Genomic DNA, 12,651 nt, shown 5'->3' on the forward strand with positions numbered 1-12,651 from the left:
GCTCGGGTTATTGCTGATAGATGGCGTTGTGGAACGGCACCAGCGCCAGCAGCAGCGCCTGATGATAAACGCTGGTGCGGCTCAGCCGGCCGTCGGTGAAGACGCCGATGGCACCGCCCTGACGCTTCACCTCGGCATTGCCGGTGATTGTCGCCATTTCGCTGCCCAATTCGCGGCCGCCGCGAATACCTTGTAAGATGACTTCCGGCAGCATCAGGCTCGCCGAGCGGGATTCACCGCGGATGGATGGGTTCTCGATGGTCATCCAGGCGAAGGTCATATTCTCTTCAATCCCGGCTTCCACGCCGACCCAAAAATCGGCCTCGGGCCTGACCTGGCGAGCTTCCATCACGCGTTGACGCGCGCCGGTGCGCGTTTCGTGATTGCCTATCGGCTGTAGCGAGACGCCGCTGGCGACGTCGACGGGTTCAATGCGATATTGGCCCGCGCCGAAGACGTCGTCGAAGGCCAGTTGAATAGCCTTGATCTTTGCCGGGTTGGTAGTTGCAGCGACAACATGGTACATAACGGGTTTGATATCCTTCTGGCCGATACGCCGGGCAGCGGCGAAGGCGCCGCCGGGCCGGGGATAAACGCAAATTTCACGCAGTATAACGGAAAACAAAAATGTTACAGGTATACCTCGTTCGCCATGGCGAAACGGAATGGAACGCGGCTCGCCGCATCCAGGGTCAGTCCGACAGCCCGTTAACCGCCATGGGTGAACACCAGGCCCGTCTGGTCGCCAGGCGCGTCAGCAAAGAAGGCATTACGCATATCATTACCAGCGACCTGGGGCGCACACGCCGCACCGCGCAGATCATCGCCGAAGCCTGTGGCTGCGAAGTGATTTGCGATCCGCGTTTGCGTGAGCTGCACATGGGGGTTCTGGAAGAACGCCTGATCGACAGTTTAACGCCGCAGGAAGAGCAGTGGCGCAAACAGATGGTCGATGGTACTCCTGACGGCCGTATCCCTCAAGGCGAATCCATGGAGGAGCTGGGCGAGCGCATGCGCGCCGCGCTGGAGAGCTGCCTGATGCTGCCTGAAGGCAGTAAACCGCTGCTCGTCAGCCATGGCATTGCGTTGGGGTGTTTGATCAGTACGGTGCTTGGGCTACCGGCCTATGCGGAACGCCGCCTGCGCTTGCGCAACTGCTCATTGTCGCGCGTCGATCACCAGCAGAGCCCGTGGCTGGCTTCCGGCTGGATCGTGGAAACGGCGGGCGATGTCACGCACCTGGACATGCCCGCGTTGGACGAACTGCAGCGTTAACGCCGAATCGGGATCAGGTAATCGCACTTGATCTCGATAGGCGCCTGATGCGGACGGCGCTCGCCTTTCGGGTAGAAACGCTCGATGTCGTGCCCCTTGCGACGCGTCAGCTGGAGCGCCGGCAGGCAGGTGCCATACACCGTCAGGATGAAGTCTTGCAGCCCCTCGGTGGGCCCTTCGTAGCTGAACATCGCAAATTCGCCGCCCGGCAACACCAGTGGCTGGCCTTCCTGCACCTTGTCAGGCACCTGATCCGGCTCCAGCGCCGTGGTATACAGCACTTCCTGTTCGTCGTCCTTCTCCTGGCTCGGGCGCGAGTGGTGCAGCCCGTATAGCACCGGTGGCAGGGTATCGACGTCACCGAGGAACTGGCGCCAGAACTGCGAGCGCAGTTCGGTGCGCACGGTGGTGATCTGTTCCAGCGTACAAGAGTAGCTTTGGGTCAGGCCGACCAGAGGCTTATCCGGCAACGAGACGAATTCCGGCTGCGGCAGGGTGAAGGCCCCCAGACGGATCGGCGGACAGATGCCGAACGCGTTCCAGTCTTCGGCGCGGCGGTATAGCGCCGGCGTTTGCGCAAACTGTTTCTTGAAGGCGCGGGTGAAGGTCTGCTGCGAGTCGAAGCGATATTGCAGGGCGATATCCAAAATCGGCCGGCCGGTCAGGCGCAGCGCGACGGCGGCTTTGGACAGTCTCCTTGCCCGGATGTAAGCACCGATGGCGTTACCGGTAATATCTTTGAACATCCGTTGCAGATGCCATTTGGAGTAGCCAGCCTTGGCCGCTACGTTATCCAGCGACAAGGGTTGGTCCAAATGGCTTTCCAGCCAGCTAAGCAGATCACGAATGATACCGGCTTGATCCATAGATCTTCCTCGTAAAGCTTGGGGTAGGAACCCGAACTGTTGATTTGTCACGCTGGTGCTGCGCTATCAGACCGATCCATGAGCCATTATGCGTTGCACTCTTTGCCTCTGCTGCGCATGCCGCGCCAGAGTTGGATTGGGGTACACCGTAGTGGGCGCAAAGAAATAACGACGCCGCATCATAGCAATTTTTTTACTCCGCGACTCTCAAAGATTTTTGTCACGCTCTGTGCTAAAACGGTCGGTGCGGACCCGTAAAAACCGATTCCGTGAGCTTAGACATAAATAATGGCGATCGCCGAACCTATTTTTGCGGCAAGGTTACATCGGAGTTAAGTAAATGAAAAAAGGCTGGATATTTTTATTCGGTTTGGTTTGCGCAAGCGTTGGCAGCGCGCAGGCGGAGCAGGTGGGCTCCGTTGATACTGTGTTTAAATTGTTGGGGCCGGACCACAAAATCGTGGTGGAGGCGTTCGACGATCCGGATGTTAAAAATGTAACTTGTTATATCAGCCGCGCCAAAACCGGCGGCATCAAAGGCGGCCTGGGGCTGGCGGAAGACACCGCCGACGCGGCCATTTCCTGCCAACAGGTGGGGCCTATCGAGCTGAGCGACAAGATCAAAAACGGCAAGGCGGAAGGCGATGTGGTGTTCCAGAAACGCACCTCGCTGGTGTTCAAGAAGCTGCAGGTGGTGCGCTTCTACGACGCCAAGCGCAATTCGCTGATTTACCTGAGCTACTCTGACAAGGTGATCGACGGCTCACCGAAGAATGCGCTGAGCGCGGTGCCGATCATGCCGTGGGCCGAGGCGAAATAAAAAAAACGGGGTTCAGCATGCTGAACCCCGTTTTCATGACGGCAGGCCGGAATTACTCTTCCAGATCGCCGCAGAAGCGGTAGCCTTCGCCGTGAATGGTGGCGATGATTTCCGGCGTGTCCGGCGTCGATTCGAAGTGTTTGCGAATGCGACGGATGGTGACGTCCACGGTACGATCGTGCGGCTTCAGTTCGCGGCCGGTCATTTTCTTCAGCAGTTCGCCGCGGGACTGGATCTTGCCCGGGTTTTCGCAGAAGTGCAGCATGGCGCGGAATTCGCTGCGCGGCAGCTTGTATTGTTCGCCGGCCGGGCTGATCAGCGAGCGGCTATTGATGTCCAGCTCCCAACCGTTGAACTTGTAGCTCTCGACCAGACGGCGCTCTTCGCCGAGGCTGCCCAGGTTCATGGTACGCGACAGCAGGTTGCGTGCGCGGATGGTCAGCTCACGCGGGTTGAACGGTTTGGTGATGTAATCGTCGGCGCCGATTTCCAGGCCGAGGATTTTATCCACTTCGTTATCGCGACCGGTCAGGAACATCAAGGCGACGCTGGCCTGTTCGCGCAGTTCGCGCGCCAACAGCAGGCCGTTTTTGCCTGGCAGGTTGATGTCCATGATGACCAGATTGATATCATTTTCAGACAGGATATTGTGCATCTCTGCACCATCATTGGCTTCATGAACAATGTAGCCTTCCGCCTCGAAAATGCTCTTCAGGGTGTTACGAGTGACTAACTCGTCTTCGACAATCAGAATGTGCGGGGTCTGCATATTTGCTACCTAAAATTGCCAACAAAATAGAAAATCGGAAGTACAGAAGTCTCTGTTTTCTTAGAGGAGGGCAGAGATAGCGCCACGTTCCCTCTCAGCAAATGACTAAAGTACGTAAACTCGTTCTTGATGCACTTTCCATCTCATGTCAACAAGATCGCTAGCCTGGTGGGGATGCTGTTCCCTACAACCCCTGGGGGGCCAAATTGGCGCATATCCTAACCCCATTAACAGCAATATAACAGCGCGTGCCGAATTCATCACCCAACAAAACTACGCTTTGTTGACATATATCAAATTCAATTGTAGCACGTTAACAGATTTGTGAAAAACACTTACAGAAATGCCAGTTTAAGTCACAGAACGTCAAATTCTGTGAACGATTCAGCATTATCCGGCCCGATAGGATACAATTATTCGCTTATTGATCATCGCGTTGCTTTAACTCATTGATAAATAAATGCAGTAAAACATAAGCAGGAATAATGACTATTACGACGGGTTTATTAGCTCAACGAGCCGTTTAATCTTGTTTGTTGCTATTAACGCGTTTATTGTTGCGTAATTGTAAATATAAGCGGGCGCTGCGCCACCGTCAAAAACGCAGGCCCGCATTCGGTGGAAGAGTGATGCAGCTTCATATTGTTTTAGTGGCTCCGGCGCGGCCGGAAAATGTCGGCGCGGCGGCGCGCGCGATGAAAACCATGGGCTTCACGTCGCTGCGCGTCGTCGACAGCGAGGCGCACCTGCAGCCGGCTGCGCGTTGGGTCGCGCACGGGGCCGGCGAGATCCTCGACGGCGTGCAAACGTTCGCCACGCTGGAGCAGGCGTTGGCGGATGTCGACTTCACCGTTGCTACCACCGCCCGCAGCCGCGCGCGCTTTCACTACTACTGCACGCCGCCTGAGCTGCTGGAGCAGTTGAGCGAGCGCCGGCAATGGGTCGGTCAGACTGCGCTGGTGTTCGGTCGCGAGGATTCCGGCCTGACCAACGAAGAGCTGGCGCTGGCGGATTTGCTGACAGGGGTGCCGATGCAGGCGGACTATCCGTCGCTTAACCTGGGCCAGGCGGTCATGGTTTACTGCTACCAGTTGGCGAGCTTGATGGGCGTCAGCACGCCGCAGGAAACGGCGGCCTCTGAAGGGCAGCTCAGAGCGCTGCGCCACCGCGCCGATGCCTTGTTGGACACCTTGGATGTCGGCGATGACCAAAAATTGCGCGACTGGCTGCACCAGCGCCTCGGGGCGTTGCAACAGCGAGATACGGCGATGTTGCATACGTTGCTGCACGACATCGAAAAAAAACTCGCCAAGTGATAGCGGCTTTATCAAGCAGTTACCCAGCGTAATCAACTGGTAAGTAGGCTTTAATTTGTTTTTTTGTTCTGTCGTTTTGCTTTTCACCTGTTGCATCGCGCATTACCGCCGCTGAACGGAAAATAAGCAAAAAAAAGAAATCGTTTGACTTGGGATAGCGATTGCTTTAACCAATAGAGGGGACAGAGTATTTCATGAGACAGACAGACAACATGCGCAATATCAGCCTGACTACCACAATTATTACCACCACCGATACCACAGGTAACGGGGCGGGCTGACGCGCACAGGAAACACAGAAAAAAGCCCGCACCTAATCAGTGCGGGCTTTTTTTTTTTTTCGGCTTAAATTCGGAGAGATCACACATGCGAGTGCTGAAATTTGGCGGAACCTCGGTGGCGAATGCAGAACGTTTTCTGCGCGTCGCCGACATCATGGAGAGTAACGCGCGTCAGGGACAGGTAGCCACGGTCTTGTCCGCCCCCGCAAAAATCACCAACCATCTGGTGGCGATGATCGACAAAACGGTGGCGGGCCAGGACATTCTGCCGAATATCAGCGACGCCGAGCGGATCTTTGCCGATCTGCTGAGCGGCCTGGCGCAGGCGCTGCCGGGCTTTGAGTACGATCGCCTGAAGGGCGTGGTCGATCAGGAATTCGCGCAGCTCAAGCAGGTGCTGCACGGCGTCTCGCTGCTGGGGCAGTGCCCGGACAGCGTGAACGCGGCGATCATCTGCCGCGGCGAAAAGCTCTCCATCGCCATCATGGAAGGGGTGTTCCGCGCCAAGGGCTACCCGGTCACGGTGATCAACCCGGTGGAGAAACTGCTGGCGCAGGGTCACTATCTGGAGTCCACCGTGGACATCGCCGAGTCCACGCTGCGCATCGCCGCAGCGGCGATCCCGGCCGATCACATCGTGCTGATGGCCGGTTTCACCGCCGGTAACGACAAGGGCGAACTGGTGGTGCTGGGCCGTAACGGCTCCGACTATTCCGCCGCCGTGCTGGCCGCCTGCCTGCGCGCCGACTGTTGCGAGATCTGGACCGACGTCGACGGCGTGTATACCTGCGATCCGCGCACCGTGCCGGACGCCAGGCTGCTGAAATCGATGTCGTATCAGGAGGCGATGGAGCTCTCCTATTTCGGTGCCAAAGTGCTGCACCCTCGCACCATCACGCCGATTGCCCAGTTCCAAATCCCTTGCCTGATTAAAAACACCTCCAACCCCCAGGCCCCCGGCACGCTGATCGGCAAAGACAGCACCGATGACGCGATGCCGGTGAAAGGCATCACCAACCTGAACAACATGGCGATGATCAACGTCTCCGGCCCGGGCATGAAAGGCATGGTCGGCATGGCCGCGCGGGTGTTCGCCGTGATGTCGCGCGCCGGCATTTCGGTGGTGCTGATCACCCAATCCTCTTCCGAATACAGCATCAGCTTCTGCGTGCCGCAGGGCGAACTGCAGCGCGCTCGCCGTGCGCTGGAGGAGGAGTTCTATCTGGAGTTGAAAGACGGCGTGCTGGATCCGCTGGACGTCATGGAACGCCTGGCGATCATCTCGGTGGTCGGCGACGGCATGCGCACCCTGCGTGGCATCTCCGCGCGCTTCTTCTCCGCGCTGGCGCGCGCCAACATCAATATCGTCGCCATCGCCCAGGGCTCTTCCGAGCGTTCAATTTCGGTGGTGGTCAGCAATGATTCCGCCACCACCGGCGTACGCGTCAGCCACCAGATGCTGTTCAACACCGATCAGGTGATCGAAGTTTTTGTCATCGGCGTCGGCGGCGTCGGCGGGGCGCTGATCGAGCAAGTCTACCGCCAGCAGCCGTGGCTGAAGCAAAAACATATCGACCTGCGGGTGTGCGGCATCGCCAACTCACGCGTGATGCTGACCAACGTGCACGGCATCGCGCTGGACAGCTGGCGCGACGAGCTGGCCGGCGCGCAGGAGCCATTCAATCTCGGCCGCCTGATCCGGCTGGTGAAGGAGTATCACCTGCTGAACCCGGTGATCGTCGACTGTACCTCCAGCCAGGCGGTGGCCGATCAATACGTGGACTTCCTGGCGGACGGTTTCCACGTGGTGACGCCGAACAAAAAGGCCAACACCTCGTCGATGAACTATTATCAGCAACTGCGCGCGGCCGCTGCCGGTTCGCACCGCAAGTTCCTCTATGACACCAACGTCGGCGCCGGTCTGCCGGTGATTGAGAACCTGCAAAACCTGCTGAACGCCGGTGATGAGCTGGTGCGCTTCTCCGGCATCCTGTCCGGGTCGCTGTCCTTTATCTTCGGCAAGCTGGACGAAGGGCTGTCGCTGTCGGCGGCGACCCTGCAGGCCCGGGCCAACGGCTACACCGAGCCGGATCCGCGCGACGATCTGTCCGGTATGGACGTGGCGCGCAAGCTGCTGATCCTGGCGCGCGAGGCCGGTTATAAACTGGAGCTGAGCGATATCGAGGTCGAGCCGGTGCTGCCGCCGTCCTTCGACGCGTCGGGCGACGTGGAGCCGTTCCTGGCGCGGCTGCCGGAGCTGGATAAAGAATTCGCGCGCAACGTGGCCAACGCCGCCGAACAAGGCAAGGTGCTGCGCTATGTCGGCCTGATCGACGAAGGGCGCTGCAAGGTGCGCATCGAGGCGGTGGACGGCAACGATCCGTTGTATAAAGTGAAGAACGGCGAGAACGCGCTGGCCTTCTACAGCCGCTACTATCAGCCGCTGCCGCTGGTGCTGCGCGGCTACGGCGCCGGTAACGATGTGACCGCAGCAGGCGTGTTCGCCGATCTGCTGCGCACACTGTCATGGAAGTTGGGAGTTTAATATGGTTAAGGTGTATGCACCGGCCTCGATCGGTAACGTCAGCGTCGGTTTCGATGTGCTGGGCGCGGCGGTTTCGCCGATCGACGGCACGCTGCTGGGCGACTGCGTCAGCGTCGAAGCCGCCGAGACGTTCAGTTTGCAAAATGCCGGGCGCTTCGTCAGCAAGCTGCCGGCCGAGCCGAAAGAGAACATCGTTTATCAATGTTGGGAGCGCTTCTGCCAGGAGATCGGCCGCGAAGTGCCGGTGGCGATGCGGTTGGAGAAGAACATGCCGATCGGTTCGGGGCTGGGTTCCAGCGCCTGTTCGGTGGTGGCCGGGCTGATGGCGATGAACGAATTTTGCGATCGCCCGCTGGATAAGATGACGCTGCTCGGCCTGATGGGCGAGCTGGAGGGGCGCATTTCCGGCAGCGTGCATTACGACAACGTGGCGCCATGCTATTTGGGCGGCCTGCAGTTGATGCTGGAAGAAGAAGGCATCATCAGCCAGGAGGTGTCGTGCTTCGACGATTGGCTGTGGGTCATGGCCTATCCGGGTATCAAGGTCTCTACCGCCGAAGCGCGCGCCATTTTACCCGCCCAATACCGTCGTCAGGATTGCATCAGCCACGGCCGCTATCTGGCCGGCTTTATCCATGCCTGCCACACCCGGCAGCCGCAGCTGGCCGCCAAATTGATGCAGGACGTGATCGCCGAACCGTACCGCACCCGTCTGCTGCCGGGCTTCGCCGAAGCGCGCAAGGCGGCGCAGGAGATCGGCGCGCTGGCCTGCGGCATCTCCGGTTCCGGCCCGACGCTGTTCGCCGTCTGCAACGACGGCGCCACCGCGCAACGCATGGCCGCCTGGCTGCAACAACACTATCTGCAAAACGACGAAGGTTTTGTTCATATTTGCCGTCTGGATACCGCAGGCGCTCGACTACTGGGATAACGCATGAAACTGTACAACCTTAAGGATCACAACGAGCAGGTCAGCTTCGCGCAGGCGATCAAACAAGGCCTGGGCAAGCAACAGGGGCTGTTCTTCCCGCTGGAGCTGCCGGAGTTCGAACTGACCGAGATCGACCAGCTGCTGGAGCAGGACTTTGTCACCCGCAGCAGCCGCATTCTGTCGGCCTTTATCGGCGAAGAGGTGCCGGAAGCGGCGCTGAAGAAACGCGTGCAGGCCGCCTTTGAGTTTCCGGCGCCGGTGGCGAAAGTGACGGAAGACGTCTCTTGCCTGGAGCTGTTCCACGGCCCGACGCTGGCGTTCAAAGACTTCGGCGGCCGCTTTATGGCGCAGATGCTGGCGGAAGTGGCCGGCGATCAGCCGGTGACCATTTTGACCGCCACCTCCGGCGACACCGGCGCCGCCGTGGCGCACGCCTTCTACGGCCTGAAAAACGTCCGGGTGGTGATCCTCTACCCGCAGGGCAAAATCAGCCCGTTGCAGGAGAAACTGTTCTGTACCTTGGGCGGCAACATTCACACCGTGGCGATCGACGGCGACTTCGATGCCTGTCAGGCGCTGGTGAAGCAGGCGTTCGACGATCAGGAGTTGAAAGATGCGCTGCACCTGAACTCGGCCAACTCGATCAACATCAGCCGCTTGCTGGCGCAGATCTGTTACTACTTCGAAGCGGTGGCGCAGCTGCCGCAGGAAGCGCGCAATCAGCTGGTCATTTCGGTGCCGAGCGGCAACTTCGGCGATCTGACCGCCGGGCTGCTGGCCAAGTCGCTGGGTCTGCCGGTGAAGCGCTTCATCGCCGCCACCAACGCCAACGACACCGTGCCGCGCTTCCTGACCAGCGGCCAGTGGCAGCCGCACGCCACGGTCGCGACGCTGTCCAACGCCATGGACGTCAGCCAGCCAAACAACTGGCCGCGCGTGGAAGAGCTGTTCCGGCGTAAGGTCTGGCAGCTGAAAGAGCTGGGTCACGCGGCGGTCAGCGATGAGACCACCAGGGAAACGATGCGTGAATTGGCCGAGCTGGGCTATATCTCAGAACCGCACGCGGCCATTGCCTATCGCGCGCTGCGCGATCAGCTGCAGGAAGGAGAGTTTGGCCTGTTCCTCGGTACCGCGCATCCGGCCAAGTTTAAAGAGAGCGTAGAAGCGATCCTCGGCCAGGAACTGCCGTTGCCGAAAGCGCTGGCGCTGCGGGCCGATCTGCCGCTGTTGTCGCACACGCTCCCGGCCGGCTTCGGCGAGCTGCGCAAGTTCCTGATGGGACTGCCGGCCTGAAGTTCAGCAGGCTAGAATGCGAAAAGCCGTCTTGCGACGGCTTTTTTTATGCCTGCTCCGGGCGTTTGAACACCAGTTCATTACCCTGCGAGGCACCTTCGTCGAAGGCGTAGCCTTCCAGGTTGAAGTCCACCAGCTGTTCGCTGCGCGTCAGGCGATTTTTGATGATAAAGCGGCTCATCAACCCGCGCGCTTTCTTGGCGTAGAAGCTGATGACCTTGTACTTGCCGTTCTTCTCGTCGAGGAACACCGGTTTGATCAGCGCGCCGTGCAGTTTGGCCGGCTTCACCGCCTTGAAATACTCGTCGGACGCCAGATTGACCACCACGTCGTCGCCCTGCTGCTCCAGCGCTTCGTTGAGCTTCTGGGTGATTTTATCGCCCCAGAAGCTGTACAGGTCTTTGCCTTTCGGGTTTTCCAGCTTGATGCCCATCTCCAGCCGGTACGGCATCATCAGATCGAGCGGGCGCAGCACGCCATACAGGCCGGACAGCATGCGCAGATGCTGCTGGGCGAAGTCGAAATCGGCTTCGTTGAAATCCTGCGCCTGCAGGCCGGTGTAAACGTCGCCCTTGAACGCCAGCAGCGCCTGACGGGCATTGTCCGGGGTAAATTTCGGCTGCCACTCGCTAAAGCGCGCGGCGTTCAGCCCGGCCAGCTTGTCGCTGATGCTCATCAGGCTGGCGATTTGCGCCGGTGTCAGCTCGCGGCAAATGTTGATCAGCTGTTTCGACTTGTCCAGCAGTTCGGGCTGCGTGAAGCGTTCTGTCGCCAGCGGGCTTTCGTAATCGAGAGTTTTTGCAGGGGAAATAATAACGAGCATGGCCAGATCCTGTTTATCCAAGTGCGGATACTGTAGCAAAAAGCGCGGGAAAAAGGGGCAATCGGTCCAATAGGCCGGGGCGCGTACCGCAGGCGCCCCGGAAAACTCAGCGCGGCGGCTTTTGGTCGTCCCACACGCCCGGCTCCAGCTGCGACTTCAGCTCCGGATAACGGGTGGCGTCGAAGGTTGGCAGCTTGCCCAGGCGGCGTTGGCGATGGTAGTCGTCGGCCAGTTTCAGCGCCACCCGCGACAGCAGCAGGATCGCCGTCAGGTTGGTGATCGCCATCAGGGCCATGGAGGTATCTGCCATTTTCCACACCAGCGGCAGCTCCGCCAGCGCGCCGAACATCACCATGCCCAGCGCCACGCAGCGGAAAATCAGCAGGCCGCCCGGGTGGTTGTGCTCGAGGAACACCAGGTTGCTCTCGGCATAGGCATAGTTGGCGATGATCGAGGTGAAGGCGAAGAAGAAGATGGCGATGGCGACGAACGGTGCCCCCCAGCTGCCGACGGCGGTCGACAGCGCGCGCTGCGTCAGATCGATGCCGCTGATGCTGTCGGTCGGCTGATCGAGTATGCCGGAAGAGAGGATGATCGCCGCAGTGGCGCTGCAGATGACGATGGTATCGATAAACACCCCGAGCATTTGCACATAGCCTTGCGAAGCCGGATGCGGCGGATAAGGCGAGGCGGATGCCGCCGCGTTGGGCGCCGAGCCCATGCCGGCTTCGTTGGAGAACAGGCCACGCTGCACGCCCTGGGTCATCGCCTGGGAGATGCCGTAACCGACGGCACCGGCCGCGGCTTCCTGCAGGCCGAAGGCACTTTTGAAGATCAGCGCCAGGATCGCCGGCATGTGTTCGATGTTATGGCCAATCACCCAGAGAGCCAGCAGCAAGTAGGCGCCCGCCATCAGCGGCACCACCAGCTCGGCCACTTTGGCGATGGAACGGATGCCGCCGAAGATCACCACGCCGCTCAGCAACACCAGGCCGATGCCGACGTGCAGCGGCTGCAAATGGAAGGCGACGGCGGAGGCCTGGGCGATGGAGTTGGCCTGCACGGCGTTGAATACCAGGCCGAACGCGATGATCAGGAAGATGGAGAACAGCACGCCCATCCAGCGCATGCCGAGGCCCTTTTCCATGTAGTAGGCCGGGCCGCCGCGGTAGTTGCCGTTATCGTCTTTAGTTTTGTAGAGCTGAGCCAGCGAGCTTTCCACAAAGGAGGTGGCCATGCCGATAAACGCCACCACCCACATCCAGAAGATGGCACCGGGGCCGCCGGCGGTCAGGGCGATGGCGACGCCGGTCAGGTTGCCGGTGCCGACGCGCGCCGCCAGCGTAGTGCACAGCGCCTGGAAAGAGGAGATGCCGGCGCTGTCGCTTTTATTGCTGTTTTTCAACACCGAGAACATGTGGCTGAAGTGGCGGAGCTGGATAAAACGGGTGCGCAACGTGAAGTAGATGCCGGTGCCGAGCAGCAGATAAATCAGCACCGACCCCCACAAAATGTTGTTTATAAAGTTCATCAGGTCCGTCAAGGGATCCCTCCTTTTATCGAAATTTAATGCGCACCTTGCAGCATCCACCGCAGGTGAAAAACATTGGCCTATTTTTACAAGAGCTTAGCTGGAATCGGTCCGGCGTCAGTCGATTAAGATTTTTCGCAGATTAGCGGACGAATTGCATCAATTTTTTCGAATTTAACATAATTTATTCGGACAATAGCA

Annotated in this window: 12 protein-coding genes and 1 other annotated feature; of the genes, 7 read left to right on the forward strand and 5 right to left on the reverse strand. The window is 59.3% G+C overall.

The window, feature by feature from the left end; genetic code table 11:
- Positions 1-7: 7 nt before the first annotated feature.
- Positions 8-526 carry an inosine/xanthosine triphosphatase gene (yjjX, locus tag FUU19_RS03025; protein WP_230489585.1) on the reverse strand — a complete coding sequence of 173 codons (519 nt, stop codon included), beginning with the start codon at positions 524-526 and terminating at the stop codon, positions 8-10.
- A gap of 101 nt (positions 527-627) precedes the next feature.
- Here yjjX and gpmB point away from each other — a divergent pair, with 101 nt between their 5' ends.
- Positions 628-1,275 (forward strand): 2,3-diphosphoglycerate-dependent phosphoglycerate mutase GpmB, encoded by a 648-nt coding sequence (gene gpmB / locus FUU19_RS03030; RefSeq protein ID WP_038878534.1) that lies wholly within the window; start codon positions 628-630, stop codon positions 1,273-1,275.
- Here the strand turns inward: gpmB and robA are convergent.
- Entirely contained in the window at positions 1,272-2,141 is an 870-nt protein-coding gene (gene robA / locus FUU19_RS03035) for an MDR efflux pump AcrAB transcriptional activator RobA (protein WP_126179571.1), read from the reverse strand. The two genes, gpmB and robA, sit on opposite strands and share 4 nt — an antisense overlap.
- A gap of 340 nt (positions 2,142-2,481) precedes the next feature.
- Here robA and creA point away from each other — a divergent pair, with 340 nt between their 5' ends.
- Entirely contained in the window at positions 2,482-2,961 is a 480-nt protein-coding gene (gene creA, locus FUU19_RS03040; RefSeq protein WP_141971039.1) for a protein CreA, read from the forward strand.
- 52 nt (positions 2,962-3,013) lie between these two features.
- Here creA and arcA read toward each other — a convergent pair whose 3' ends face one another.
- Positions 3,014-3,730, reverse strand: coding sequence for a two-component system response regulator ArcA (arcA, locus tag FUU19_RS03045; protein ID WP_004933003.1), 717 nt, complete (start codon positions 3,728-3,730; stop codon positions 3,014-3,016).
- A gap of 629 nt (positions 3,731-4,359) precedes the next feature.
- Between arcA and FUU19_RS03050 the strand changes: the two genes are divergently transcribed.
- From FUU19_RS03050 to thrC, 5 genes are all read left to right on the forward strand, one after another.
- Positions 4,360-5,046 carry a tRNA/rRNA methyltransferase gene (locus FUU19_RS03050; protein ID WP_230489586.1) on the forward strand — a complete coding sequence of 229 codons (687 nt, stop codon included), beginning with the start codon at positions 4,360-4,362 and terminating at the stop codon, positions 5,044-5,046.
- A gap of 212 nt (positions 5,047-5,258) precedes the next feature.
- Entirely contained in the window at positions 5,259-5,327 is a 69-nt protein-coding gene (thrL, locus tag FUU19_RS03055) for a thr operon leader peptide (RefSeq protein ID WP_099785730.1), read from the forward strand.
- Positions 5,266-5,383 (forward strand) — a sequence feature (Thr leader region). Its footprint overlaps the gene before it by 62 nt.
- A gap of 29 nt (positions 5,384-5,412) precedes the next feature.
- Complete coding sequence (gene thrA / locus FUU19_RS03060; protein WP_141971035.1) at positions 5,413-7,872, forward strand: bifunctional aspartate kinase/homoserine dehydrogenase I; 2,460 nt, start codon at positions 5,413-5,415, stop codon at positions 7,870-7,872.
- A gap of 1 nt (position 7,873) precedes the next feature.
- Positions 7,874-8,803 (forward strand): homoserine kinase, encoded by a 930-nt coding sequence (thrB, locus tag FUU19_RS03065; RefSeq protein ID WP_230489587.1) that lies wholly within the window; start codon positions 7,874-7,876, stop codon positions 8,801-8,803.
- Positions 8,804-8,806: 3 nt separating this feature from the next.
- On the forward strand, positions 8,807-10,096 hold the full coding sequence (gene thrC, locus FUU19_RS03070) for a threonine synthase (protein WP_230489588.1): 1,290 nt from the start codon (positions 8,807-8,809) through the stop codon (positions 10,094-10,096).
- 46 nt (positions 10,097-10,142) lie between these two features.
- On the opposite strand, the gene yaaA is transcribed toward thrC, so the two are convergent.
- Both yaaA and FUU19_RS03080 read right to left on the reverse strand, forming a co-directional pair.
- Positions 10,143-10,919: a peroxide stress protein YaaA gene (gene yaaA, locus FUU19_RS03075; RefSeq protein ID WP_230489589.1), complete on the reverse strand. Its 777-nt coding sequence runs from the start codon at positions 10,917-10,919 to the stop codon at positions 10,143-10,145.
- A gap of 106 nt (positions 10,920-11,025) precedes the next feature.
- On the reverse strand, positions 11,026-12,462 hold the full coding sequence (locus FUU19_RS03080) for an alanine/glycine:cation symporter family protein (RefSeq protein ID WP_025301518.1): 1,437 nt from the start codon (positions 12,460-12,462) through the stop codon (positions 11,026-11,028).
- Positions 12,463-12,651: the final 189 nt, after the last annotated feature.

It is taken from the genome of Serratia montpellierensis (genome assembly GCF_020858655.1).
Lineage (GTDB): Bacteria > Pseudomonadota > Gammaproteobacteria > Enterobacterales > Enterobacteriaceae > Serratia > Serratia montpellierensis.